Here is a 25,900-nt window from a genome sequence, read left to right as displayed (position 1 = left end):
GGGGGTGTGTCGGACACTGTTTTGGGTTTGGTCGATCACGGTGGTGGCGCCGCAGGCGAACGCTTCGGAGATGATGTGGAGTTTCAACCCGGCCAGTTGGGCTTGTAGCTGGTCGATGCATTCGAGGGTTTCGGAGAGTGTTTGGGCTTGTCGGGTGGCATCCAGGATGCGGGTCTGGTCGTAGCCGGCAGTGATGACCTGCCGCCCAGCTTCCCGCATCGTTTGGTTCATGTGTTCTATTGTTCCGGGAGGGTCTGACAGAAACCCCCGCTCCGACTGCCGTGGAAGATAACGAAACGGTAACGATTGGTTGGGGTGGTCGGACGCGGGTTCGGGGCTGGGTTCCTGTGCAAAGTCTCGGAGTCTCTCAACAGCCTCTGGTCCGGATTCTGCACCGTGCACGGGGTGGTTTCGACACGCCTCGTTCGTCCCTCACGAGGCGGCTCAACCGACGCGCAGGCCGGGATTCTGCACCGTGTGCCAGGTGGTAACGCCCACGCCTTGCTCGTCCCTCGCAAGGCGGCTCAACCGACCGCACGAGGCGGCTCCACCGGCGCGCGACCGCCCAGCGAGCCGGACGACCTGCCTAGACTAGTCACGTCCCATCCAACCCTCCCCAGGAGTGCAGCATGATCAAGTTCCTCGCCCGAGCCGCCATCAGCTCGGTGCTCATCTACGGCGGCCAGTCCGCGGCGCGCGAACCTGGTGGCAGGGGAAAGGCGGTCCAGAAGTTGGGAGGCAAGGTCGGCATCACCCTCGACGACAGCGAAGCCGCGACCGTCGTCAAGCTCAACGGTGCCGTCATGGTCGGCGCCGGAACCACCTTCGCCCTGGGGATCTTCCCGCGCCTCTCCGCCTTGGCGCTGATCGGCTCGCTAGTGCCGACGACCCTCGGCGGGCACGCCTTCTGGGAGGAATCCGACCCCGCCGCGAGGAAGGGCCAGCAGACCCAGTTCCTCAAGAACGTCGGCCTCATCGGCGGACTCCTGATGTTCCTGTCCACGGGCAACCCCAAGAAGGAATCCGCTCAGTAGGCACAGCCGAACGAGCGGACCAGACAAGCCGACGGCGCCGCGCACGTGACCGTCAGAGTCTGGAGCCGCCGCTCAGCCGACCACGGTGCCGTCGAGGAGGCGGACCACCCGGTCGGCTCGGGCGATCAGGAGGGGGTCGTGTGTCGAGATCACCGACGCCAGGCCCCTCTCGTGCGTGAGGTCGACGATCAGGTCCATGATCGTGGCCGCCGTGTCGGAGTCGAGCTGGCCGGTGGGTTCGTCGGCGATCAGGATGTCGGGGTCGCCGACCAGGGCGCGCGCCACCCCGACGCGTTGCTGCTGGCCGCCGGAGAGTTCGTGGGGGCGTTGACGAGCGTGTCTGGCCAAGCCGACGCGTTCTAGGATGGCGGCGACCCGCCCGGCCCGCTCCGTGGGGTCCATGCCCCGGAGCCGCAGCGGCGTCTCGACGTTCTCGGCCGCCGAGAGGACGGGGATCAGGCCGAACGTCTGGAAGACGTAGCCGATCCGGTCGCGGCGGGTGGCGAGCACGTCGTCCTCGGGCAGGGCCGACAGCACCTCGAAACCGTCCAGGACGACCTCGCCGGAGCTCGGCCGGTCCAGCCCGCCCAGCAGGTTCAGCAGGGTCGTCTTGCCGGAGCCGGACGGCCCCGTCACGACCGTGAGTTGCCCGGCTGGAACCTCGATGTCGACGCCGATCAGGGCGTTCACCTCTGCGTCGCCGGAGCCGAAGCGACGGTGCAGTTCGCGACCGGCGAGGCGTGGGGGAGTGTTCACGACTGGTCCTCCTCGTCATCGGTGGCGGCCCGTCTGGAGGGAGCCGAGTGACCGGTCCCCGGCCAGATGCCGACGTGGTCAGGTTCCAATTCGAGGCGGACCCGTTCGTGCAGCCCCAGCGACCTGACGTGCCCGGCAGGCAGTTGGATGCGGCCGTTGCGGTCGATCACCGTGTACTCTTCGGCGACCTCCCGGGTGCCGTCGGCGTCTGTGACGGTGCGCCGCAGCACCTCGGTCGAGGTTCGGCCGTCGCGGATCTGGATGGTTCGGGCGACGTGGTCGCTGACCATCGGGTCGTGCGTCACGATCAGCACGGTGGTCCCGAGCGACTCGGCGGCGTGGCGCATGACGTCGAGCACCTCGGCAGAGTGAACCTCGTCCAGCTCGCCTGTCGGTTCGTCGGCGAGCAGCACCGACGGCGCGTTGGCCAGCGCCGTCGCGATCGCGACCCGCTGCTGCTGGCCACCCGACAACTGCCCGGGCATCCGGTCGGCGAGGTCGACGACCCCCAGCAGCGACAACAGCTCGAGCGACCTGGCGGCACGATCCCGCGTCCCGCCGATCAGCATGGGGACCTGGACGTTCTCGGCGGCGCTGAGGAAGGGCAACAGGTTGCGCGACGTCTGCTGGAAGACGAACCCGACCGAGCCGCGGCGGAAGCGGGTGCGCTGGCCAGGGGTCATCGCGGTGAGGTCCTCGCCCGCGACCCGCGCCTTGCCTCCGGTGGGCTTGTCCAGCCCGGACAAGATGTTGAGCAAGGTCGACTTACCCGATCCTGAGGCGCCGACGATGGCCACCACCTCGCCGGGATCGACGGTGAGGCTCAGCCCTTGGAGAGCCTGCACCTCGATGCCTTCGGTGGTGTGGATCCGCACCAGATCCTCGCACCAGATGTCGGGGCCGGGATAGCTTCGCCGCACCCCGCCGGTGCCGCGCCTCGCAGTTGCGTTCATCGTTCCTCCCCGAGACGGAGTTCCTGGGCAATGTTGGTGCGCCCGGCGAACCAGGAGCTGAGGGCCACAGCCAGCGCCGCCGCGAGCAGGAGACCGACGCCTACCCCGCCGATCCACAGCGGATCGAGGTACAACGCGGGATCGAGCGACCCGCCGGTCAGCGCGCGGAAGTCCACCGTCGCCAACATCAGCGCCGCGATCCCGATTCCGACGGCCGCGCCCAGCAGCAGCGCGACGACGACCACCGGGCCGAGCTCCCATGCCGTGAGCGTGCGCAACTGCCTTGGCCGCAGCCCGAGCGTCCGCAGCACCGCGGCGGCGGCGCGGCGGTCGTCCGCGGTCATGACCTGAGCCGTGAAGATCGCCAGCATCATCAGGACGGCTGTGACGATGGTGAGCGTGATGAAGATCGCAGAGAGCCCGGCCACCGTCGGCGATTCGCGCAGCTCCCGCAACTCGGCCTCCACCGTTGTGATGCGGGCCTGCGGGACGATGTCGGAGAGCTCCGCCGTCAAGGCAGCCAGGTCGGTGCCCGGGGCCGCGGCGATGAGCGCGGTCTTCGCGGGAGGGAGGCTGTCGCCTGGCCAGTTTTCGGTGGCGACCAACGCCCAGGCCGTCTCGTCGGTGACCCCTGGGAGCACACCCAGATGCCCGGCCACCGTCACGTCCCCGACGTCGGCCAGCGTCCCTGCACCCGAGGTGCGCGTCCCGCTGCCGCCGAGGACCACCGGCACCGGGGAGGCTTGATCGAAGAGACCGGCGGGCAGCGGCGATCCGTCCCGCGCCGCGGCGTAGGCGTCGACGAGCTCGGCGTCGGCTAGCCAGACCCGCACGCGGGCTTCGTCGGCCCCGATCTTGAGCGCGGAGTTGTCGGATGCCAGGCGCACCAGAGCCACCGCCTCAACGCCGTCCACCCCCCGCAACTGCTGCGCCGTCTCATCCGAGAAGCGCGGCCCTGAAATGTGGACCGTCGACCCGTTGTCGGCCCACACTGCCCTCTCGGTGCCGACGGCGATGGTGCCGAGAAGCGCCGCGGCCGTCACGGAGAGCGTCGTGCCCAACACAATGGTGACGACGGGGACGACCCCGCCCGCAGGTTCCCGCAGCGCCCGCGCGGCCCCCATGAAACCGGTGAACCCCCGACCGCGGGCGAAGAATCCGAGCAACAACCGCAGCGGGGCGGGGTAGAGGCGCAGCACGATCAGACAGGCCAGGAGGGCCAGCAGCACCGGGGCCGCGGCGCCGAGCAGGTCGACGCCTGAGCCCTGGGCACCCCGGGTGCTGAGCAGACGCCAGGTCGCCCCCGCGGCCGCGATGCCGATGAGCACCTCCGTCACCAGGCGCCATCGGCCCTTGCCCGAGGCGATCTCGCGCCGCCCCCTCTGCCCGGAACCGGCTGACCAGGAGAGAGCGGCGGCGGGCAGTACGCCGATCGCGAGACACGCCAGCCAGCCCCACCACGCCGTCGGCCCGGGAACCACGACCCCGGCCAGGAGTAGCCCGACCAGCGCGGCGGGTAGGCCGAATACGATCCCCTCCGCGGCCAGAAGCCCCCGCAACTGGCGCGGCGACGTCCCCCGGGCGCTCAGGAGCGCGGTCGCGGAGCGGCGCCGGTGGACCACCAACTGCGCTCCGAGCGCCACCAACGCCACGCCCACCCCGATCGGCCCGACTGCTGAGACGCCGACGAGCGTGTGCGTGGTGCGCTGCTGCGCGTTCAGGCGGGTGAGCAGCACGTTCAGGTCGGAGTGGAACGAGATCGGCTGGTTGCCCTCGAAGGTCGCAGGGTCGTTGGCGCCGCCATCGCCCGGCACCACCGGCGAGTGCCGTTTCGCCAGGAGCCCCGTCAGTTGCGCACCCAGCGTGGAGACGTCGATCCGTCGCGAGGCGACCGCGCCCGAGTCGAGCCCGAAGAACACGTCGTAGGAGAAGGGGCTCTGAAGCCGCGCCGACGGGTCACCGGCGGCCAGCCCGGGCGCGACGAAGACGCCGCCGAGCAGTTGCAGGCCCCGGTCGGCATCGCTGGCCTCGGCGTAGCCGCGGCCGTAGGGGATGTGCTCCCAACGCGTGTCGTCGCCGTCGAGGGGACGGAAGACGGCCGTGACCACCAGCCCCGGCGCCACCTCGTCTCCCGCTTCCAGTTGCGCGCGCTCCGCGAACTTATCGACGATGGCGATCTGGAACGGGGAATCGTCGTCATCGATCTCGGGCCAGGCGCCGTCGATGAGGACGGCATGGTCGGGCAGGTCGGGATCGAGCAGGATGTCGGCCTTCACTCCGAAGTAGGGGGAGCCCTCCGGTGCCCTCCAGGCGGCCGACACGGGTTGCTTCCCGACGAACTGCGCGGGTTGCAGCAGCGACCTGAGCGGTTCGGGCTGCGCGGCACGGATCAGTTCGGTCGCCTCACGCGGGCCCCCCCAGAGATCGGCCGCCCCGGGGGCCGCGATCCGGTAGGTGGTCCACAACGCCGACACATCCCCTTGCACCGCGGAGACGGTGGCGAGGCTGCGTTCGAGCTGGCGGTCGTCGAGTTCGGCCGCCATCCGGGGGATGAGCGCGGCCACGAACGACAACAGCGCGACCGTGAGGGCGAGCAGCAGGGTTGGCCAGGGCCGGGCCCGGAACTGGCGGGCGAGCAGGGAGATCATCGGACCTCCTCACGGTATTGCGTGTCGCGCGCCTGGCGCCGCACGAGCCCGGCCTGCCACGCCACGATCGCCGCAGCCGAAAGGGCGCCGACGGCGAGGATGACGGCCCACGGCAGCCAGGTGAACCGGAGAGCAACGTCGAAGGCTGGGTTCTCGAGCGTGGCCGACAATGCGGCCTGCCTGACGACGGCGCCGCCGACGACCCAGCCTGCGGCGACCCCGAGCAGCGTCGAGAGGGCCAGCACCGCGCCGTTCTCGACGGCGCGGCTCCGGGCCTGCGCCGACGGCGTCATGCCGAGCGCCCGCAGCACGGCGACCTCGGGCCGCCGGGTCGCCGTCATCGTCGCCGCGGACGCGGCCAACCCGGCCGCGGCAAGGGCGACGGCGCAGGCCGATGCCACCCATAGGGCGCTCGCGGCCACCTCTGCGGTGCCGGTCGCACCCGTGGCCGTCGTGGCAGACGCGACACCGGGCAGTGCCTGGACGGCTCCGCGCACGGCCGCGGGGTCGCCGTCGATGCCTGCCCACATTTCGTCTGGCCACGGCATCGCGGCCCCGCGGGCGAGGAGCACCTGGCTGAGCGTGACGGAGTCCACCAGCATCCCGAGGTCGCCCTCCGCCGACGGCACCACCTCGGTGATCGCCGCCACCTCGCCGGGCACCCGGGTCCCGAAGGCGACCAGATCGACGCGGTCACCGACGACCAGCGAACTGGCGCGCGACGTCTCGGGAGTCAGCGCGACGGGCACGGCCGCCCGCGCCGAGGCAGCCGTGGGGTGGTGGGCACCAAGTGGGTCGGTGCCGGTGAAGGCGAGTCCTGGCCCGACCGAGACGATCCTGACGTCGGAGGAGGCGTCGCCGCCGGAGAGGCCGACCCGGCTGGTTAGCACCCACTGTTCAGAGGTGGTGTCGATCACCGCTGACGGCTGTGGGGGAGCATTGGTGACGGTGCTGTGGCCGGGCCTGCCGTCCTCTGTCTCGAATTCCGTGACCTCAGCGGTGGCAGGCTGAGCCTCACGCTCCGCCTCTTCGTAGGGCTGCAGATCGCCGACGGGCAGTGCGACGTCGGAGACCCACCCCGCGGTGGCCGCGCCGAGCAGCGGCTCACCGTCTCCGGCGATGGCGAGCGTGAACCGGGCGGTGCGGTCGCTCCACGGGCTTTCGACGGTGCGGAACCGGACGCCGTCGAGGACGAGGGGACGGTCGGTGGGGAGCGTGACGGTGGTGGCACCTTGACCTTTGGCGGGGTCGAGCCGGAGGTTGCCGAAGTTGGCGTCGTGGCGCAGCGGTCCGGGTTGCACGCTCACCTGCCCGGTCGCGTATTCGGCGGTGAGGCCCGTCGCAGGGTCGCTGACCTGCAGGATGACGCCGACCGACACGGCGGTGAGGTCCTGGGCGAACGCCGCCTCCAGGTCTTCTGCCGTCAGCTCATGGTTCTTGATCCCCGCCGCCTCTGCGTTGGCCCGCGCCAGCTGCGGATAGGCCGCGAGGCTGGCGGACTGCCACGGGTCGAGCGACACATCCGCCCCGAGCTGCACGCTCAGTTTGATCCCAGCCGGCAGCGGGATGCCCAGCGACCCGTCCGAGGCCAGGCCGTCGGGAAGCGCGGTGCCTGGCGGAAGATCGGCGACCCCGCCGAGGGCGTCGAGCGGGGCGGCCACCAGCGGCACGAGCAGGTCGCCGACCTGCGCCCGGTCCTCGCGCCAGGCCGGCACCGTCGCCGTCACGCCAGGCACGTCCGTGACCGCGGGAAGCGCGAACGGTTCCGGGTCGGCGGGCTCCTCGAGCGCGACCCGTAGCGGGGCCGCCTGCCGCACGGTCGCGACATCGGCGGCGAGCCCCGTCGCCGTCCCCGCGAACAGCGCTGAGAAGGTGGCAGTGCCGGTCGCCAGCACCGTCAATACGACGGTGACGGCGTGCGTCAACAGCCCGCGCGAAACCTGGGCACCGGCCAGCCACGCCCCGGTCGACCGGAGCGACCGCGCCCCCACTTCGGCGAGACGCGTGATCGGGGCGAGCAGCACCAGCGCCACTACGCCCGAGGCGGCGAGTAGGAGCGCGGGGGAGAGGGCGGCTACCACATCCAGCCGGACCCGGCCGTCCTCGTCGACCCGGACGAACCCGTCGCCGGCCCTCAACTGCCAGGTCGCCACCGCGGCCAGTACCGCCACGAGGACGAGGAGGGCCGCCCCGGCCACCCCCCGCACCCGGTCGCTGCGCGGCTGATGACCACGCCGGATCCGGACGGCGGAGGCGGCGTTGACCGCTGCGAGGCACCCGACCGCCAGGAGCGCCGCAGCCAGACCGCCGAGTGCCACGGTGGGGCTCTGGCCCCAGTCCCCGGCTGCCAGCCGCATGACAACGGCCGCGATGCCGGTGCCGACTCCGGCCCCGAGTAGCGACACGGCCAGCGATTCGGCCAGCGAGACCGCCAGCACCTGGCGCAGCCCTGCCCCGCGCGCCATGAGGAGCGAATCGTGCGGCTCACGGGCACGGGCCAGCAACGCCGCGACCTGTCCAAGGCCGACGATCGCGACCAGGATCAGCACCGAAACCGGCAGGAAGCCGAACGCGTCGCCGCTGGCCGAGTCGCGCGCGGCCTGTGCCGCCGTCGGGCCCAGGTCGCCGGTGACCACGATGCCACGGCCCGACACGTCGGCCTCCTTGACCGCTCTGGCTGCGTTCTGCGCGCGTTCGGCCAGGAGGGAGAGTTGGGACGGCTTGACCTTCCCGACCGCGACCACCCAGCGCAGGAAGGGCGAGCCGCTGGCCGCGACGACCTCGGGCGCGACCACCAGCGGGCCGAACGTGGTGCCGTCGACCCCCGAGCCCATCAACGGGTCGCCGAGCCACATCGCCGCGGCCGGGTCTTCCGCCTCCCACAGGCCGGTGACGGTGAGGCTGACCCCGCTGACGTCGATGACATCGCCCACCGTGAGGCCGAGTCGCCCGGCGGCGTCGCGCTGCAGCGCAGCCCCGGTGTCGCCGTCGGGCCAGGCGCCGTCGGTGAGCTTGAGGTTGTCGGGCGTCAGCTGAGGCGAGGCTGCCAGTCGGACGCGGCCGGCCAGCGATTCCCCGTCGACGCTGGCCTCCTTCGGCTCGCTGACCGAGGACGTCCAGACGGTGATGGGAATGGGGGCGAAGCTGCTGGTCAGCGTCGATCGGACCAGGTCGTCCTGCGCGGCGGGGAGGTCTCCCATCCTCGTCTGGAGTTGTAGGCCGGCGTCGCCAGAGATGGGGTTGCTGAGGGCTGCGGAGACGGCTCGGGCGGCCAGCAGGCCGGAGTTGCCGAGCGAGCCGGCCAGGATGGCGGAGGTCAGCATGACGACGCCGAAGAGGACGGCGACCAGCCCTTGCGCGGCGCTGAGGCGCCTCTGCGCCAAACCGCCCCATGTCGTCATGGGCAGCCATGTTAGTGTTCGCCGCTCACCGGTGGTTCGCGAGCGTTCTTCACCGACGGTCGACAGGGTAGGGTTACCGCGTGCAGAGCTTCGAAGGCCCGAAGGAAGAATGTGGCGTATTCGGTGTCTGGGCCCCCGAGGAGGATGTGGCCCAACTGACCTTCTATGGTCTCTTCGCGCTCCAGCACCGCGGCCAGGAGTCGGCGGGCATCGCGGTCAGCAACCTGCAGCGGATCATGGTCTACAAGGACATGGGCCTGGTCAGCCAGGTGTTCGACGAGGCGACGCTCAAGTCGTTGCCTGGTCGGCTCGCCATCGGCCACACCCGCTACTCGACCACCGGCGCCTCCGTCTGGCACAACGCGCAGCCCACCTTCAAAGCGACGGCGAAGGGCGGGTTGGCGCTGGCGCACAACGGCAACCTGACCAACACGCACGAGCTTGAGGCCTGGCTTGCGGAGCTCGCCCCGGCGGAGCGGGTTCCCGAGAAGAAGACCATGGACTCGACCAACGACACGTCGCTGGTGACCGCCATCATGGCGAGCTTCGGGGACGAGTCGCTCGAGTCGGTGGCCATGAAGGTGCTGCCCAGGTTGAAGGGTGCGTTCTGCTTCACCTTCATGACCGAACGGACCCTGTATGCGGCCCGTGATCCGCAAGGGGTCCGGCCTCTGGTCCTGGGACGACTCGCCAACGGCTGGGTCGTGGCCTCAGAGACGGCTGCGCTCGACATCGTCGGGGCCAGTTTCGTCCGTGAGATCGAGCCGGGTGAGTTCATCGCCGTCGACGAGCGGGGGCTGCGCTCCCAGCGCTTCGCGGACTCGCAGCCGAAGGGCTGCATCTTCGAGTACGTGTACCTGGCAAGGCCAGACACCACCATCGCCGGTCACGGGGTACACGCCGTCCGCGTCAACATCGGGCGCAAACTCGCCGAGGAATATCCGGTTGACGCCGACCTGGTGATCCCGGTGCCCGAGTCGGGCACCCCGTCGGCGATCGGCTATGCGCAGGGCTCAGGCCTGCCATACGGTCAGGGGCTTGTGAAGAACGCCTACGTCGGGCGCACCTTCATCCAGCCGAGCCAGACGATCCGCCAACTCGGCATCCGGCTGAAGCTCAACCCGTTGCGCGAGGTGATCGAAGGCAAACGGCTCGTCGTCGTCGACGACTCGATCGTGCGGGGCAACACGCAGCGCGCGCTGGTGCGGATGCTGCGGGAGGCCGGCGCGAAGGAGGTCCACGTCCGGATCTCGTCTCCCCCGGTCCAGTGGCCGTGTTTCTACGGCATCGACTTCGCCACGCGTGCCGAGTTGATTGCGCCCGGGCTCACCGTCGACGAGATCTGCCGCTCGCTCGGCGCCGATTCGCTCGGCTACATCTCGCTCGAAGGCCTCACCGAGGCCACGAAGGTGCCCGCCGAACAGCTGTGCCGGGCCTGTTTCGACGGCAAATACCCAATCGCCATCCCACCGGCTGCCGAGCAGCTGTTCCTGGAGGAGTCGAAGTGAACCAGAGTGCCTACGCCGCGGCCGGCGTCGACATCGAGGCCGGTGACCGCGCCGTCGAATTGATGTTGGCGTCCGTGGCCCGAACCCGCCGTCGTGAAGTGCTTGGAGGCCTCGGCGGTTTCGCAGGGTTCTTCGACGCGTCGGCGCTCAAGAGCTTCCGGCACCCCGTCCTCGCCTCGTCGACGGATGGGGTCGGCACCAAGGTCGCCATCGCGCAGGCCATGGACAAGCACGACACCATCGGCTTCGACCTGATCGGCATGTTGGTCGACGACCTGGTCGTCTGCGGTGCCGAGCCGTTGTTCGTCACCGACTACATCGCTACCGGTCGGGTCGTCCCGGAGCGGATCGCGGCGATCGTGTCGGGGATTGCGGACGCCTGTGTCGCGGCGGGCTGCTCCCTCATCGGTGGCGAGACCGCCGAGCACCCCGGGCTGCTCGGCCCCGACGAATACGACATCGCAGGCGCCACCACCGGCGTCGTGGAAAAGGATGAGATCCTCGGCGCCCACCGGGTCGAGGTCGGTGACGCGGTGATCGCGATGAAGGCGTCGGGCCTGCACTCGAACGGCTACTCGCTCGTGCGGCACGTGCTGCTCAACCAGGCGGGATGGTCACTCGACCGGCACGTCGACGAGCTGGGACGCACCCTGGGTGAGGAACTCCTCGAGCCGACCAAGGTGTACGCGCTCGACGTGCTCGACCTGATCAAGCGCGTCAAGGTGAACGCCATGAGCCACATCACGGGCGGTGGGTTGGCAAACAACCTCGCCCGCGTCATCCCGGACGGGATGACGGCGGTGCTTGAGCGTTCCAGCTGGACCCCGCCCGCGATCTTCCAGTTGGTGCAGCAGGTCGGTGACGTGTCGCAGGCCGACATCGACGCGACGCTCAACATGGGCGTCGGGATGGTCGCGATCCTGCCGCAGGACCAGGTCGAGGGCGCGTTGGCCGCGCTGCAGGAGCGCGAGGTGCACTCCTGGCAGTTGGGCGTCGTCGAAGCCTCTGAAGGCGCCGGGTCGGCCCGTCTGGTCTAGGCGCCCCTACCTAGGCGTGCGCGCCGCGATGGGCGCGGTGCAGGTTGGGCTTTGAGCACTATCCGGGGTTCGATGGCCGAAATGGGCTCTTTTAACGTTCCAAAGACCATCGAGTCCGGGATAGTGCTCAAGGTCACACCCTAGACAGGCCTGTTGGAGACCGGGCGTCTCGAAGATGGAGACACCTTGTGAGCAAACTTGTGTCACGATCGATTGTCAGCAATACTTCGTTTCAGTGTTCAGGTTAGGCATGGCTAACCTGAGCGTCCGACAGGAGTGACCGTGACCGCTCAACTCGTCCAGACCCCCCTCGCCGCCCGACTCCGAGACGAGACCCGCGAGGTCCATGAGAGCGCGGAGCACAGCCCCTTCATGGCCCGCCTGGTAGCCGGGCAGGTCGACAGGGCCGACCTCCGCAACCTCACCGCCCAACTCGTGGTGGTCTACGCGGCACTCGAAGAGGCCTCGCGTTCACTGTCCGACGACCCCGTCTTCCGGCATTTCCATGATCCCGCCCTGGAGCGACTGGCGACGTTGCAGGCCGACCTGGCTGCGCTGACGGCTCCGGGGGAGGGGGATGTTGAGATCCTGCCCGAGGCCAAGGCGTATGCGGCGCGGATCCGTGAGATCGGCGCCAGCGCGCCCGCCCTTGTCGCACACCACTACACCCGATATCTCGGGGACCTTTCCGGCGGTCAGGCCCTCGGCTCGATCTTCGGACGGGCCCTCGGGCTCGCAGCGGGTGCGCCGGGGATCTCCTTCTACGACTTCGCGACGATCGAGAAGGTCAAGCCCTACAAGGATCGCTACCGTCGGGCGCTCGACGGCGCACCCCTGGGTGAGGCCGATCAGGACCGGGTGGTCGCCGAGGCGATCGTGGCCTTCCGCTTGAACCAGGCGGTCTTCGCAGGCCTGGAAGGCCTCGCCGTCTGAGTCCCCGGACGCTTATCGAGGGGAGCTGCCCCGGAGAGCCGACCTCGCGTCGGGCCTCCGGGGTTTTTCTATGCCCGAGATCCCTGTCTGTGAGACGGTTTGCCGCCACCCGCCCGAATAGGCAACACTAGCGTCTGGTAAATCCAGCTAAGGCGTGCCTAACCTAAAAGGCCGGTCACCGTTCGACAGGAGACCTGCCGCATGACCGCTCTGGCGACACCCTTGAGGGCCCTTCTGGCTGTGGGCCTGATGGCTCTGGCGGGATGCGCGCAGACCCCGGCAAGAACGGCCGAGGAGGTACACGGTCTCGACGGACCCGTGACCGCCAGCGTCGAGACGGCCGCCGTTGACCCCGTCGAGCAGAACCCGCAGCCTCAGCTTCCGACGACCGTCGTCGATGTGCAGGGAACCTCGGTCACCGTCGACGAGGCGAGCCGAATCCTCGCCCTCGACCTCTACGGCACCACCTCCCGGATCGTCTTCGAACTCGGCCTGGGCGACCGGGTCGTCGGCCGCGACACCTCGTCGACCTTCCCCGAGATCGCCGACCGTCCTCTCGTCACCCCCGTGGGCCATGAGCTGAATGCCGAAGCCATCCTGCAGTTGGCGCCTACGCTGATCATCACCGACACGAGCCTCGGCCCCTGGGCGGTCATCGAACAACTGCGCGACGCAGGGGTCTCCGTCGTCGTTGTCGACGCGCACCGCACCATGGAAAACATCGACGACATCACAACCCAGGTCGGGGCTGCCGTCGGAATGCCGGGGCCCGCCGAGGAACTGGCCGAACGCACCAGGACACAGATCGACGAGGCCACCGCCCGGATCGACGCCATCGCCCCCGATGGCGACCGGTTGCGCATCGCCTTCCTCTACCTGCGTGGCCAATCGGGGACCTACTACCTTTTCGGTGACGGGTCCGGGGCCGATTCGCTCATCGAGGCCGTCGGCGCGATCGACGTGGCCTCAGAGGTCGGCGTCACCGGGATGAAACCGATGACTGACGAGGCGTTGGTCGCCGCGCAGCCGGACGTGGTCCTCGTCATGACGAGCGGGCTCGAATCCGTCGGCGGGGTCGACGGGTTGCTGAAGCAGTTGCCGGCGCTCGCCGAGACCCCCGCGGGCGACAACCGGCGGATCGTCGACATGGCGGACAGCCAGGTCCTGACCTTCGGGTCGGCCACCCCCCAAGTGATGCTGGCCCTGGCTGGCGCCCTCTACGGGGTCGACCTGTGAGCGCCGTCCACCTCGAAACCCGACCCGCCGCCTTCGAAGACCCTTCTGAGGCGCTCCCCGAACCCCCGAAAGCCTGGCTGCCCGTCGCGCTCGTGACCGGGCTGACCGTCGCGCTGATCCTGCTGACCATGGTCTCCGCCCTCAGAGGCCAACTCCATATCACCCCGACGGAGGTGCTGGGCTCGATCCTCGGCCGCCTGGGCCTCGACGTCGGGATGGCGCCGTCGTCCACCTACGCCGAAGCCGCCCTCTGGACCGTCCGGTTCCCGCGGGTGGCGCTGGCGCTCGTGGTCGGCGCATCGTTGTCCGTCGGTGGCGTGCTCATGCAGGGCGTCTTCGGAAACCCGCTCGCCGAACCGGGGGTCATCGGGGTCTCGTCCGGAGCCGCGGTTGGCGCCTGCGCCGTGATCGTGTTCGGATTCGCCGCGCTCGGCCCCTGGACGCTGGTGGTGGCCGCCTTCATCGGCGGGCTCATCGCTACCCTGCTCGCCTACCGCACGGCACGACGGGGAGGGCGCACCGAGGTGGTCACCCTCGTGCTGACCGGGGTGGCGATCAACGCGGTCTGCGGCGCGATCGTGGCCCTTCTCGTCTTCCTGGGCGACACTGCATCGCGCGAGGAGATCATCTTCTGGCAGCTCGGCAGCCTCAACGGCGCGCGCTGGTCGGAGGTGGCGATCGTTGCTCCTATCGCGATCATCGGGACGGTGCTGGCCCTGCGCCTCGCCCGACAACTCGACCTGCTCAGCCTCGGTGAGCGACCTGCAGGGCACCTCGGAGTGGACGTCGAACGCCTGCGACGCACCGCCATCGTCCTGGTCGCGGTCCTCACGAGCGCGGCCGTCGCATTCGGCGGGATCATCTCGTTCGTCGGCCTCGTCGTGCCGCACCTGATCCGGATGGTGCTCGGCCCCGGTCACCGCTGGCTGCTGCTGGTCAGCGCGGTCGGGGGAGCCGTGCTGCTGCTCGCGGCCGACCTGCTGGCCCGAACCCTCGTCGCCTACGCCGAACTGCCGATCGGCATGCTGACCGCCCTGGTCGGAGGACCCTTCTTCTTCTGGCTCATCCGACGCACCTCGCGCGGCGCGGGGGGCTGGGCGTGAGCGCCGTCAGCGCGACCGGGGTCGACGTCACCCTCGGCGGCGCCTCGATCCTCAGCAGCGTGGACCTCAGCGTCGAACCAGGCGAGTTGGTCGCCCTCGTCGGGCCCAACGGGGCAGGTAAGTCGACACTGTTGGGGGCGCTCACCGGCGACATTCCGGTGGCTGCCGGCACCGTCGAGTTGTTCGACCGGCCGCTTGCCCAGTGGGTGGGCCTCGAAGCAGCGCGAGTGCGGGCCGTGCAGACCCAGCGGGCGACGGTGGCGTTCGCGTTCACCGGCGAGCAGGTCGTGCGCATGGGACGCGCGCCCTGGCACGGTACGGCGGAAGCCATCCGCGACGACGACGTCGTGGCGGCGGCGATGCGCCTGACGGAGACCCCCGGGTTCGCGCTGCGCCGCGTGACGACCCTCTCGGGTGGCGAGTCGTCGCGCATCGCCTTCTCCCGTGCACTCGCCCAGGAGACTGCGGTGCTGCTTCTCGACGAGCCGACCGCCGCGCTCGACCTCAGACACCAGGAAATGGAGCTTTCGCAGATGCGTCACCGGGCAGATCAGGGGGTGGCGGTCGTGGTGGTTCTGCACGACCTGTCGCTGGCGGGCGCCTACGCCGACCGGCTCGTCCTGCTGGACGGCGGAAGGGTGGTGGCCGACGCACCACCTCGCGATGTCCTCCGCCCTGAGCTGCTTGAGCGGGTCTACCGGCAGAAGGTCAGCGTCATCCCGGACCCGGTCACCGGTGACCCGGTTGTGCTGCCTGTCCGCGGCGATGCGCAGCGGAGGGTGGTCGCATGAAACGCGCCAAGGCTGCTCTCCTCGCCGCGACCCTGGCCGCGCTCACCTTGGCGCCCGCGCAACAAGCCACTGCCGCGCCCCGGCTGAGCATCTCCTCGTCGGAAGGGGGCGCCCGCGCGTCGACTGACGGGCCGACGACCTTCCAGGTGACCGGCTCCGGATTCCAGGCGCTGCCCAACGCATTCGGCGGCATCTACGTCATGTTCGGCTGGGTCTCCGACCCGGCTGGAGGGTCGTGGAAGCCCAGCCGGGGAGGCAGGACGGGGGCCGAACTTCTCTATGTGCCGGACAGCGAATCGAAAGGCAACCAGGGCTATCAGCGTTTCATCTCCTTTCCGGGCTCGTCGACGGGCGATTCGGCCAACGGGGGGACGGTGTCCGAGGACGGCACGCTCGCTTTCAACCTGACGGTTCCCGGGCCCCGGTTCACCGCCCAGGACCGCTCCGGCAACTCCAAGGAGATCGACTGCCTGCAGGTCCAGTGCGGCATCATCACGGTGGGCGCCCACGGGGTCGTCAACGCGGCCAACGAGAGTTTCACCCCCATCAGTTTCGGTTCGGGGAACACCTCTGAGTCCGATGTCGGCCAGGCGCAGACCCAGCGATCGGTGAGCGGGCAGAGCGCCTCGAGCCAGTCGACCGCGGCACAACCTGCGGCCGCCGCCGCCTCGCCGTCGGCCTCGGGGTCGCCCGCGCCCGAGGTACCGGCGACGCTCGGGCTGAGCCAGGCGACGGTTCAGGCCGGGCGGGTGCTGGGTTTCACCGGCCAGGGCTTCGACGCCGGCGAACAGGTCGTCGCGACGGTCGGGGCCGGACTCGCGGGGGTCGGACCGCTGACGGCGGGCCGTTTCGGTGAGGTGGCCGGAGCCATCACGCTGCCGGTCGACATGCGTGCGGGGAGCCACACGGTGACCCTGACCGCGGCCGGCTCGGGCAGGGTCGCCGAGGCGACACTGTCGGTGCTCGCAGATCCCGCCACCGCCAGCGCGGGCGCCGCCCAGGTCGAGCAGACGCACGACGGATGGCGCGTGGCAACGATCGCGGTCGGCGGTGCCGCGGCGGTGTTGCTGCTTCTCGTGATCTCCTCCCTTGTCACAGCGATCGTGCGGCGCGGAAGGGCGAAACGAAGCGGCAAGGTGCGTGTCGCGCGGCCGGGGGCTGCAAGATGAAGTTGCTCCACCGTCTCCTCGCCGTGGCCGCTGTGCTGGCGTTGGTCCCCCTCGGCTCTCAAGCCGACGACGTCGACGTGTCGGTGAGGATCCCTTCCACCAGCGCCGCCCCCAGCGGGCCACGCACCGTCGACGACGCCGTCCTGAGCTGGGCGGTCAACGCCGAAGCCGGCTCGGGTGCGTTCTTCGGCGGCTGCAACTTCCTGTCAGCAGGCAAGGCGGGTGACGCGGGGTCGTCAAGGGTCTGGGGCGAGGACGACGGGCTCTACCGTTCACGGGACGGCAACGTGACCATCGAGAAGCCGACCTCGGCCGAAGCCTGGAAGCAGGCGGACTTCGCAAACCGCTGCAACGATGAGCGCGGGTCGACCCCGCGCAGGGTGACCACCGCGGGCAACGACTACGGAACCGGGAACCGGTTCGTGTTCTCCGACGGTGAGGGAGCGCTCGATCCCGGTGCAGGGACAGCGACCATCCGCTGGCGGGGCACGGTCACGGTCGCCGCCTACGGTGGGCTGTCATACTTCTGGCTGAGCGACCCGATCCTGAAGGTGAGCGGACGGATTGGCACCTTGACCGCCACGGCGGGTGGCTTCGCCTCATCGAGGGAGGACGTGGGCACCTGGGCGCCCCTCTCGGAGCGCACCGTGACGCTGGCCACGCTCAGCGATGTCGACCTCAGCGGCGTCCTCGGGTTCACCGCCATCCCCGCATACCGTGGCCTCGCCGTCACGACCGCTTCAAGTGCGGCGGCCCAGGATCGGGAGGGCCCCGATTGGGGCTCGTTCCCGCAGGACTTCATCAACTTCCAGAACGACGTCGGACAGGCCGCCTACTGGTATTCGACCGGCGGCCTCCGTGACTTCGCCAAGCCGCCGACCCTCCTCGGGGTCAGCTGGTCTGCGGCGGATCGAGTGGACGGAGGCGTCCCGGTCGACCCTCCCCGCGGAGATCAGACGACCACGTCGAATCAGACGGCCACCCCGCAGGCCAGCGGTGCCTCGACGCCGAAGACCAACTCCTCTACCACCACCGCCACCACCGCAACCCCGGCCACCGGAGCGGCCCCCGCCGTTGCGGCCCCTAACCCGTCGGGTACCCAGACGGGCTCCGACTACCCTGCGACCACGCCTGATGCACTTCAGGCAGGGGTGCGGGGCCTCATCCCGGCGGCCGCGGCCGTGCTGGAGGACCCACGGGCACGCTTCGTGACCGCGGCCTCCGCGCTGGTGGCGCTGTCGACCACCGCCTTCGTCGGATTCCGCCGACGTTGGTTCGTCCTGCCATGGTCCAGACACAACCGTGACTGACCCGATCACCATCCTCAACACCTGGAGGCAAACCATGCCCCTTCCCACCCACAAGCGCACCCTCCTGGCGGGTGCCCTCGCAACAGGCCTGGCCATCGGAGGTGTCTCCATGGCCGAGGCGGCGCCGCAGAGCGTCGACGACGTCACCCTCACCTGGGCGCTCAGCCAGGAGGCCGGCGGCGGCACCTATTTCGGAGGCTGCAACTTCTTCTCCGCTGGCGAGGCGGGCAACACCGGATCGTCTCGCCCATGGACATCCGGCGACAACTTCTACCGCGCGGTCGAAGGCAACGTCTCGATCCTCAAGGACGGCGCCTCCGGCCCAGTGGCCCCCACCTGGGACACCAAGTGCTTCAACGCGGCCGGCACAGCGGTCACCCCGGCCCCGGGCAGCTCCACCAACAACCGCGTGCAGTTCACCGGTGGCGAGGGTCAGGTGGACCTCGACGCAGGCACCGCCACCGTCTCCTGGGAAGGCAGCTTCACCTCGGCCTTCTACGGCGGGATGACATACTGGCACGCCTCCGACCCCACGCTGACGGTCTCCGCCGACGGCAAGGGCACGTTGAAGGCGACCGTCGGAGGCTACGGGACGTCGATGGATGACATGAGCCAGTGGGGTGTCCTGACCGAACGTGAGGTCACCCTCGCCAACCTCAGCGGGGTTTCGCTCAGTGAGGACGGCCTCACCATCAATCCCGACTACCTCGGGGTCGTGCTCACCGGGATCACCGGCCAGGTCACCACTGGGGTGAACGCCGGTTCCTTCCCGCAGGACTTCGTCGAGTTCCACGAAGAAACCGGCCAGGCCGCCTACTGGTACTCTTCGGGCGGCAGCGCCGACCCGAAGAAGATCGCGGCCCCGATCAACATCGCCTGGGACGCCACCGAGGCGCCCGAACCGGAACCAGAGCCATCGGAAGGTGAGAATGTCGACGTCACGGTGGTGGTCCCCGAGGGCTCGACACCGGAGCCTGGGGTGCTGAAGCTTACGGTCTCCGGCAACGCCAACCTCGGCGAGGCCGTCTCCTCGGCAGCCGGATTCACCGCCTCGGGCCAGCTGCCCGAAGTCACGGTCTCCGACACCCGCGTGGGCGGCACCTGGGCCGTCAATGGTCAGCTCGGCGCGTTCACGTCGACGGCCGGCAGCATCCCGGCGTCTGCTCTCGGGTGGACCCCGGCGCTGGTCTCTGGCACCGCGCAGGTCGGTGCCGCGGTTACGCCGAACAGCCCCGGGCTGGGAGTTTCCTCCACGCTCGGTTCCGGTTCGACGTCTGCGGCGACGCTGAAGGCCGCTCTCACCCTGGTCGCTCCCGGCTCCACGCCAGCGGGCAACTACGCCGCGAAGCTGACCCTGACGGCGGTGGGCTGAGCCATGCGTCCCCGTGTCCTCGTCGGCCTCCTGGCCGCACTCATCGCCTCGGTTCCCGGGGTCGTCGCGCACGGCGACGAAGGGATCTCCTGGACGGTCGCGGTCGGAGACGATGGGACCCCGCGCCCCAACTTCGTCTACGAGGCGAGCCCTGGGCAGGTCGTCGAGGACACGTGGGTCGTCGGCAACTCCGGCACCGAAGCGTTGCTGCTCCAGGTCTACGCGGCCGACGCGTTCACCACCTCTTCCGGGCAACTCGACCTGCAGGCCTCCGAATCGGTCCCGGTCGGCGTAGGTGCCTGGGTGAGCCCCACGGTCGACTCCGTCACGATCGCCCCGGGTGAGGAGAAACAGGTCGGCTTCACGCTTGTGGTGCCGGCAGATGCCCCGCCGGGGGACTATGCCGGTGGGCTTGTCACCGCCCTTTCGGAAGAGACGCAAGGCACCGTCCAACTCGAACGCCGCCTCGCCACCCGGATCCACGTCCGGGTGCCGGGGGAGTTGATCACGTCGCTCTCGGTCGGCGACCTGTTGGTGTCGGGTGAACCGGCGATCAACCCCTTCGCGCCGGTCGCGCTCGACCTGAGCTACACCGTCACCAACGACGGCACCGCGCGGGCCTTCGGACGTGAGACGATCACCGTCGCAGGGCCGGGCGGTCTGGGGCGCTCCACCGTCACACGGGAAACCGCCGAGACGCTGCCCGGCAGCACCCTCACATTGTCGCTCGGCGTGCAAGGGGTCTGGGCCCTCGGGCCGACGCGGGTGTCGGTCGAGGTGGTTCCCGAGGGCATTGACGGGTCCCCGGGGGCCCCGGTCACGGCAGAGGCCAGCTTGTGGCTCGTGCCTTGGGGCTGGCTCGGAATCCTGGCCCTACTGGTGGCCGGCGCCGTCGTGCTCGGGGTACTTAGGGGGCGCAGGTCGTGGCAATGGGTAGATCCGGCAGAGGTGGCAACTGCCCCGTCCGACGACTGAGGATCGCTCGAACGTTCCCCGGTGCCTCATCGTCACCGCGGTCGATGCCGAAGGCCCGGTCTCTTCCCAGAGACCGGGCCTTCGAACGTCGTTCAGCTGAGCGAATCGATGATCGAGTTCAGCGTCGATGAGGGACGCATCGCGGCCGCGGTCAGGTCCTCGTCGGGCCGGTAGTAGCCGCCGATGTCGACCGGGTTGCCCTGCACCCCGACCAGTTCGGCCACGATGTCTGCCTCCCCATCGGCAAGGGCTGCAGCGACCGGAGCGAAGACCGCTGCCAGTGCGGGGTCCTCGGTCTGGGCTGCCAACTCCTCAGCCCAGTAGCGGGCCAGGAAGTAGTGGGAACCACGGTTGTCGATCCCGCCGAGCCGACGGGTGGGGGACTTGTCGTTGTCGAGGAAGGTGCCGGTGGCCCTGTCGAGAGTCGCCGCCAGGATCGCGGCGCGTGCGTTGTCCTGCGTCGCCGCAAGGTGCTCGAACGAAGCGGCGAGGGCGAGGAACTCACCGAGGGAATCCCAGCGCAGGTAGTTCTCAGCGACCAACTGCTGCACGTGCTTTGGCGCCGAGCCCCCCGCCCCGGTCTCGAACAGGCCACCGCCAGCCATCAGCGGGACGATCGAAAGCATCTTCGCGGAGGTGCCGAGCTCGAGGATCGGGAACAGGTCGGTCAGATAGTCGCGAAGCACGTTGCCCGTCACCGAGATGGTGTTCTCGCCGCGCCGGATCCGTTCCACCGACAGCTTCGTGGCCTCGACCGGGCTCAGGACCCGGATGTCGAGCCCTTCGGTGTCGTGATCGGCCAGGTACGCCTCGACCTTCGCGGCAATGTTCCTGTCGTGGGCCCGCTCCGGGTCGAGCCAGAACACGGTCGGCCACCCCGTCGCACGGGCGCGGGTGACGGCGAGCTTCACCCAATCCCGGACGGGGGCGTCCTTGGTCTGGCAGGCGCGCCAGATGTCCCCGGCCGACACCGCATGGCTCATCAGCACCTCACCTGCGGCGTTGCGGACCTCGACCACGCCGTCGCGGTCGATCTCGAACGTCTTGTCGTGCGAGCCGTACTCCTCGGCCTTCTGTGCCATCAGCCCGACGTTCGGCACGGTGCCCATGGTGCGCGGGTCGAAGGCGCCGCTTGCGATGCAGTCTTCGATCACGGCCTGGTAGACGCCAGCGTAGGAGGAATCGGGGATCACCGCGAGGGTGTCGGCCTCCTGGCCGTCGCGGCCCCACATGTGGCCCGACTGTCGGATCATCGCGGGCATCGACGCATCGACGATGACGTCGGAGGGGACGTGCAGGTTCGTGATGCCCTTGTCGGAGTTCACCATCGCCAGTTCCGGGCCGTCGGCGAGGCCCTGCTCGAACGCGGCCCTGATCTCGGCGCCGTTGGGCAACGCGTCCAGCCCGGCGAGGATCGCGCCCAGCCCGTCATTGGGCGATAGGCCCGCAGCGGCCAGATCCGAGCCGTAGCGCTCGAAGACGGTTGGGAAGAAGGCCCTGATCACATGGCCGAAGATGATCGGGTCGGAGACCTTCATCATCGTCGCCTTGAGGTGCGCCGAGAGCAGGACACCCGTCTCGCGCGCCTTTGCGACCTGCTCGACGAGGAAGGCGTCGAGTGCCGAGGCGCTGAGCACGCTCGCGTCGACCACTTCATCGGCGAGGACCCGCAACCCCTCCTTGAGGATCTTCTCGGAGCCGTCGGCCGTCTTCAGGGCGATGGTCAGCGTGTCCTCCGATGGCAGCACCACGGACTGCTCGTTGTGTCGGAAATCGTCGGCCTCCATCGTCGCGACCGACGTGCGGGAGTCGGGGCTCCAGGCGCCCATGCGGTGCGGGTTCTTCCTGGCATAGCTCTTGACCGACTCGGGTGCGCGACGGTCCGAGTTGCCCTCACGGAGAACCGGGTTGACGGCCGAACCCTTCACGCGGTCGTACCGGGCGCGGTGGTCCTTCTCCTCGGCGCTGGTCGGATCCTCCGGGTAGTCCGGGATCGCGAACCCCTGGCTCCGGAGTTCGGCGATGGCCGCCTTCAGCTGGGGCACCGAGGCCGAGATGTTGGGCAGCTTGATGATGTTCGCTTCGGGCGTCTTGGCCAATTCGCCAAGCTCCGTCAGGGTGTCTGCGACCTGCTGTGGCTCGGGGAGAAGGTCCGCGAACTGCGCCAGAATGCGGCCAGACAGCGAGATGTCGCGCGTCTCGACGTCGACCCCTGCCTGGCCGGCGAAGGCGTTGACGATGGGGAGGAACGAGAAGGTCGCGAGAAGGGGTGCCTCGTCGGTGAGGGTGTAGATGATCTTTCCCATTGTCGTGTTTCGACTCCTCAGTGTTGGTTTGCGGACAGCTTACCGACCGGGCCGTGTGTGGGGGCGGTCCCGGTCCATGGCGTGGGCGTGCCCTGGCGTTAGGGTGAGGGTCCGGGGGTGAGTCCCGCCGGGCTGTCGAGGGCGACGCGTGGTCGAGGCGCGCCGCGCCGTGGCCTGCGGGCTTTGGAGTAACCCGCGGTATTGGGTAGCCTGTACCCCACGAGTTATTGACAGATTCCGCGGCAGGTCCGCGAGGGACAAGGCAAGGGGGTCGACCCGATATGGGGCGCGGCCGTGCAAAGGCGAAGCAGACCAAGGTGGCTCGCGATCTGAAGTATCGCCCGATAGACACCGATTTCGCATCATTGGAACGAGAGCTTCGAGGAGCCGGCACCACCGGCATCGACGAGGTTCCAGATTCCTACGCCGATCTGGCGGATGAGTATGCGGACTACGACGACGACGACGGTGACGAGCGCCGCTCGTCCTGACGTGGCACGCTGGTGACCGCCTGGGGGCCTGACTCCGAACTCGGAGGCTACGAACAGTTCACGATCGATCTGTCCGAACAGCCGACAGTTGCACTAGAGCCAGAGCATTCGCTGGTTGCGACGCTCGTGCGCCGCAACGAGCCGACAGGTAACCGGGCGGTCCTCTACGTCCACGGCTGGAACGACTACTTCTTCCAGACGCACCTCGGTGACGCCATGGCTGGGTGGGGCTACGACTTCTACGCGCTCGATCTGCGTCGCTACGGCCGCTCGCTGCGGCCGAAGCAGCTCGCCGGATACGTCTCCAAGCTCGAAGACTATTTCGTGGAACTGGACGCCGCAGTCGCGGTCCTGCGCGACGAGGGCCACCGGGACATCGTCCTCATGGGGCACTCCACCGGCGGGCTGGTGCTTTCGCTATATGCCAACGAGCGGCCGGGCCAGTTCTCCGCACTGATCCTCAACTCACCGTGGCTGGAGTTGCAGGCCAACCCGATGCTTCGGCAAACCACCCAGACCATGTTCTCGGCCGCTCGTGCGATGGCGCCGACGGCGGCGGTTCCCATGGGCGAAAGCGACCTCTACCGTCGCTCGATCTCGGCCGACGCCGACGGGGAGTGGGTCTACAACCACAACCTCAAGGGCGATCCGGCCTTCCTCGTGCGGTTCGGCTGGATGGCGGCCGTGCTGCACGGCCAGAGCCGGGTGGCGGCGGGGCTGAGCATCGACTGTCCCGTGCTCGTGGCCGTCTCGCGTCGCACCGATTTTCGCCGAACGTGGGATGAGGCACTGCTGAAAGCCGACACCGTTCTGGACGTCGATCGGATCGCCGATAGGGTCAGCCGACTCGGCAACCTGGTGGTGCTCTCACGGATCGAGGACGGGATGCACGACCTTCTGCTCTCGAGGCCGGCGGTCCGCTCCGAGGTGCTCGACCAGTTCCGGATATTCCTCGAGGCGTACGCCGTGCCCAGTGCCCCACGCACGGCTGGAACGGTGGCTGTGCGGGTCCTCAACGAGATCGCGGCGCTCCCCTGACCCCGGTCAGGAGCCAGAGTAGAAGGCCCTTCAACCTTCCCCCGTAGGGTGGGTAGGCCAACCTCATCGAGTCGGGATGCAGCGGCTTGTCGAGAACGGCCTTGGCGTGGCTGAACGTCGTGAAGGAGTGCTTCCCATGATACGAACCGACGCCGCTGGCACCGACCCCACCGAAGGGCAGCTTCGGAGCGCCTAGATGCACGGCTGGCGCCCCGAAGCTCAGCGCCCCGGACGAGGTCTCGGCCACGAACGCCTTCCGCACCCCACCGTCGCGGGTGAACACGTAGGTGGCCAGCGGCTTCGGGCGGGCCCGGATGAAGGCCCGCGCCTCCTCGGCTGAGTGCACGTGGACGATCGGCAACACAGGCCCGAAGATCTCCTCATGCATGATCGCCGAGCTGGGGGAGGCGCCGTCGATCACCGTCGGGGCGACAAAGCGTTTCGGTACCGACACGGCTCCGCCGAATGACACCGGCTGGCCCTCCAGCAGGGCTGCCAGGCGACGGGTGTGCTTCTCGGTGATGATCGACCCGTAGTCGTCGCTGGACTCCGGATCGGTACCGTACATCTGCCTGACCGCGCGTTGCAGGTGGGGGATCAGGGCCCTTGCGGTGGCGGGGGTGGCGAGCACATAATCCGGGGCCACGCAGGTCTGGCCGGCGTTGAGAAGCTTGCCCCACATGATGCGCCTGGCCGCGACAGCGGCATCCACGGTGCCGTCGATGTAGACCGGAGATTTCCCACCGAGCTCGAGGGTCACTGGGGTCAAGGTCTTCGCGGCGGCGGCCGCGACGACCCGGCCGACCTGCTCGGACCCGGTGAAGAACACGTGGTCCAACCGCTGCTCAAGGAGCTTTCCGGTGATGTCGGCATCGCCTTCCACGACTCTGATCGCCCGCCGGTCCAGGTAGCGCGGCACGAGATCGGCCAGCGTTGCGCTGGTGGCCGCCGCGATCTCGCTGGGCTTGATGATTGCGGTGTTTCCTGCGGCGAGCGCGCCGATCAGCGGTGCGAGGATCAGCTGGAGTGGGCAATTCCATGGGCCGATGATGAGGACGACACCCAGCGGCTCGTGGACGATGCGGGCACTGCCGGGTGCGAGGGCCAGTGGGATGTGGACGGGGCTTGGTCGCATCCAGCGCTTGAGCCGTCGCAGCGCGTGGTCGATCTCGCCGACGAGGACGCCGATCTCTGTGATGTCTGATTCCACGGGGTGCTTGCCCAGGTCCTGGGTAAGAGCATTCTCGAAGGCCTGGCGGTTGTCGAGCAGCATCCTACGTAGCTCCAGGAGCTGCGAACGCCGCCATCGGTAGGGGCGTGTCAGGCCGCTTTCGAAAGCCCGACGCAACGGGTCGACGGCGGCGGACTCAGCAGTCATGAACCGTCCCCCGCAGGCGTCTCGGGGTCGGCTCCCGGTTCGGCGAGGCTGGCCAGAGCCGTGGCCGCGGCCGCGACGGCGGCGTCCAACCCGGGGTCGTCCCGGTCCACCAACCAGCTGAGGGTTAGGCCCAATACCGTTCAGTTAACAGCGTTGGACGTGGATGGTTGTGGTGTCGCCGGGCTGGGGCCAGGTGGCGTGGGCGGCGCGTTTGACGTGCCATTTGGTGTACTTCCTCTTCACGACGTGCGGTGCTGCGCGTCGCCGCCGCTCTGGGTTGAGCCTGCGGAGCAGGCGGCGTAGGAAGTCGAGCCAGCCGGGGCTGTCGCGGCCGTGCTGGTCAGGGGGGAAAGGCACCCGGGTGGGCGAGGGTCTGGCGGGTGATCCGCAGTGCGGCGACGAAGCTTACCCGGTCCGGGTCGCGGCCGGCATGGGTTGCAGCCTCGGCCATCAGCGAGCGG

The 25,900-nt window shown here is 69.2% G+C and carries 20 protein-coding genes; 13 read left to right on the top strand and 7 right to left on the bottom strand.

The window, feature by feature from the left end:
* On the bottom strand, positions 1-231 hold a 231-nt coding region (locus BUC15_RS14700), incomplete at its 3' end, for a hypothetical protein (protein WP_139280290.1).
* A gap of 398 nt (positions 232-629) precedes the next feature.
* Between BUC15_RS14700 and BUC15_RS14695 the strand changes: the two genes are divergently transcribed.
* Complete coding sequence (locus BUC15_RS14695) at positions 630-1,034, top strand: DoxX family protein (RefSeq protein ID WP_073189644.1); 405 nt, start codon at positions 630-632, stop codon at positions 1,032-1,034.
* Between the two features lie 72 nt (positions 1,035-1,106).
* On the opposite strand, the gene BUC15_RS14690 is transcribed toward BUC15_RS14695, so the two are convergent.
* From BUC15_RS14690 to BUC15_RS14675, 4 genes are read right to left on the bottom strand one after another with little or no spacing between them, the layout of a single operon-like run.
* Positions 1,107-1,790 carry an ABC transporter ATP-binding protein gene (locus BUC15_RS14690; protein ID WP_073189642.1) on the bottom strand — a complete coding sequence of 228 codons (684 nt, stop codon included), beginning with the start codon at positions 1,788-1,790 and terminating at the stop codon, positions 1,107-1,109.
* Positions 1,787-2,743, bottom strand: coding sequence for an ABC transporter ATP-binding protein (locus BUC15_RS14685; protein ID WP_073189640.1), 957 nt, complete (start codon positions 2,741-2,743; stop codon positions 1,787-1,789). Before BUC15_RS14685 ends, BUC15_RS14690 begins: the two co-directional genes overlap by 4 nt.
* Entirely contained in the window at positions 2,740-5,391 is a 2,652-nt protein-coding gene (locus tag BUC15_RS14680; RefSeq protein ID WP_073189638.1) for an FtsX-like permease family protein, read from the bottom strand. Before BUC15_RS14680 ends, BUC15_RS14685 begins: the two co-directional genes overlap by 4 nt.
* Positions 5,388-8,792, bottom strand: a complete 3,405-nt coding sequence (locus tag BUC15_RS14675; RefSeq protein ID WP_073189636.1) for an FtsX-like permease family protein — start codon at positions 8,790-8,792, stop codon at positions 5,388-5,390. The genes BUC15_RS14680 and BUC15_RS14675 overlap by 4 nt, the downstream gene beginning before the upstream one ends.
* A gap of 80 nt (positions 8,793-8,872) precedes the next feature.
* Here BUC15_RS14675 and purF point away from each other — a divergent pair, with 80 nt between their 5' ends.
* The 10 genes from purF to BUC15_RS14625 all read left to right on the top strand — a co-directional run bounded on the left by purF (position 8,873) and on the right by BUC15_RS14625 (position 20,226).
* Complete coding sequence (purF, locus tag BUC15_RS14670; protein ID WP_073189634.1) at positions 8,873-10,300, top strand: amidophosphoribosyltransferase; 1,428 nt, start codon at positions 8,873-8,875, stop codon at positions 10,298-10,300.
* On the top strand, positions 10,297-11,337 hold the full coding sequence (gene purM, locus BUC15_RS14665; RefSeq protein ID WP_073189631.1) for a phosphoribosylformylglycinamidine cyclo-ligase: 1,041 nt from the start codon (positions 10,297-10,299) through the stop codon (positions 11,335-11,337). The genes purF and purM overlap by 4 nt, the downstream gene beginning before the upstream one ends.
* A 282-nt stretch (positions 11,338-11,619) precedes the next feature.
* Entirely contained in the window at positions 11,620-12,270 is a 651-nt protein-coding gene (locus tag BUC15_RS14660; protein ID WP_217652265.1) for a biliverdin-producing heme oxygenase, read from the top strand.
* 201 nt (positions 12,271-12,471) lie between these two features.
* The gene (locus tag BUC15_RS14655) at positions 12,472-13,506 is read left to right on the top strand and encodes a heme/hemin ABC transporter substrate-binding protein (protein ID WP_073189627.1); all 1,035 of its coding nucleotides are present in this window, start codon (positions 12,472-12,474) and stop codon (positions 13,504-13,506) included.
* Positions 13,503-14,609 (top strand): FecCD family ABC transporter permease, encoded by a 1,107-nt coding sequence (locus BUC15_RS14650; RefSeq protein WP_073189625.1) that lies wholly within the window; start codon positions 13,503-13,505, stop codon positions 14,607-14,609. Before BUC15_RS14655 ends, BUC15_RS14650 begins: the two co-directional genes overlap by 4 nt.
* On the top strand, positions 14,606-15,400 hold the full coding sequence (locus BUC15_RS14645; protein ID WP_073189622.1) for a heme ABC transporter ATP-binding protein: 795 nt from the start codon (positions 14,606-14,608) through the stop codon (positions 15,398-15,400). The genes BUC15_RS14650 and BUC15_RS14645 overlap by 4 nt, the downstream gene beginning before the upstream one ends.
* A complete protein-coding gene (locus tag BUC15_RS20030; protein WP_073189620.1) occupies positions 15,397-16,569 on the top strand; it encodes a hypothetical protein in 1,173 nt (390 codons plus the stop codon). Before BUC15_RS14645 ends, BUC15_RS20030 begins: the two co-directional genes overlap by 4 nt.
* Positions 16,566-17,879 carry an HtaA domain-containing protein gene (locus BUC15_RS14635; RefSeq protein WP_073189618.1) on the top strand — a complete coding sequence of 438 codons (1,314 nt, stop codon included), beginning with the start codon at positions 16,566-16,568 and terminating at the stop codon, positions 17,877-17,879. Before BUC15_RS20030 ends, BUC15_RS14635 begins: the two co-directional genes overlap by 4 nt.
* Positions 17,872-19,251 carry an HtaA domain-containing protein gene (locus BUC15_RS14630; RefSeq protein ID WP_073189615.1) on the top strand — a complete coding sequence of 460 codons (1,380 nt, stop codon included), beginning with the start codon at positions 17,872-17,874 and terminating at the stop codon, positions 19,249-19,251. The genes BUC15_RS14635 and BUC15_RS14630 overlap by 8 nt, the downstream gene beginning before the upstream one ends.
* 3 nt (positions 19,252-19,254) lie before the next feature.
* Positions 19,255-20,226, top strand: a complete 972-nt coding sequence (locus BUC15_RS14625; protein ID WP_073189612.1) for a WxL protein peptidoglycan domain-containing protein — start codon at positions 19,255-19,257, stop codon at positions 20,224-20,226.
* A gap of 92 nt (positions 20,227-20,318) precedes the next feature.
* On the opposite strand, the gene BUC15_RS14620 is transcribed toward BUC15_RS14625, so the two are convergent.
* The gene (locus tag BUC15_RS14620) at positions 20,319-22,532 is read right to left on the bottom strand and encodes an NADP-dependent isocitrate dehydrogenase (protein ID WP_073189610.1); all 2,214 of its coding nucleotides are present in this window, start codon (positions 22,530-22,532) and stop codon (positions 20,319-20,321) included.
* Positions 22,533-22,813: 281 nt separating this feature from the next.
* Here BUC15_RS14620 and BUC15_RS14615 point away from each other — a divergent pair, with 281 nt between their 5' ends.
* Entirely contained in the window at positions 22,814-23,023 is a 210-nt protein-coding gene (locus tag BUC15_RS14615; RefSeq protein WP_073189607.1) for a DUF3073 domain-containing protein, read from the top strand.
* A 12-nt stretch (positions 23,024-23,035) separates the two neighbouring features.
* Positions 23,036-24,061, top strand: a complete 1,026-nt coding sequence (locus tag BUC15_RS14610) for an alpha/beta hydrolase (protein ID WP_073189605.1) — start codon at positions 23,036-23,038, stop codon at positions 24,059-24,061.
* Here the strand turns inward: BUC15_RS14610 and BUC15_RS14605 are convergent.
* On the bottom strand, positions 24,036-25,439 hold the full coding sequence (locus BUC15_RS14605) for an aldehyde dehydrogenase family protein (RefSeq protein WP_073189603.1): 1,404 nt from the start codon (positions 25,437-25,439) through the stop codon (positions 24,036-24,038). The genes BUC15_RS14610 and BUC15_RS14605 overlap by 26 nt on opposite strands.
* Between the last annotated feature and the right edge of the window lie 461 nt (positions 25,440-25,900).

Origin of the sequence: Tessaracoccus bendigoensis DSM 12906, assembly GCF_900141915.1 — a bacterium.
Classification (GTDB): domain Bacteria; phylum Actinomycetota; class Actinomycetes; order Propionibacteriales; family Propionibacteriaceae; genus Arachnia; species Arachnia bendigoensis.
The sequence above is the reverse complement of the archived record's forward strand: the minus strand, read 5'-3'. Positions and strand labels throughout refer to the sequence as shown.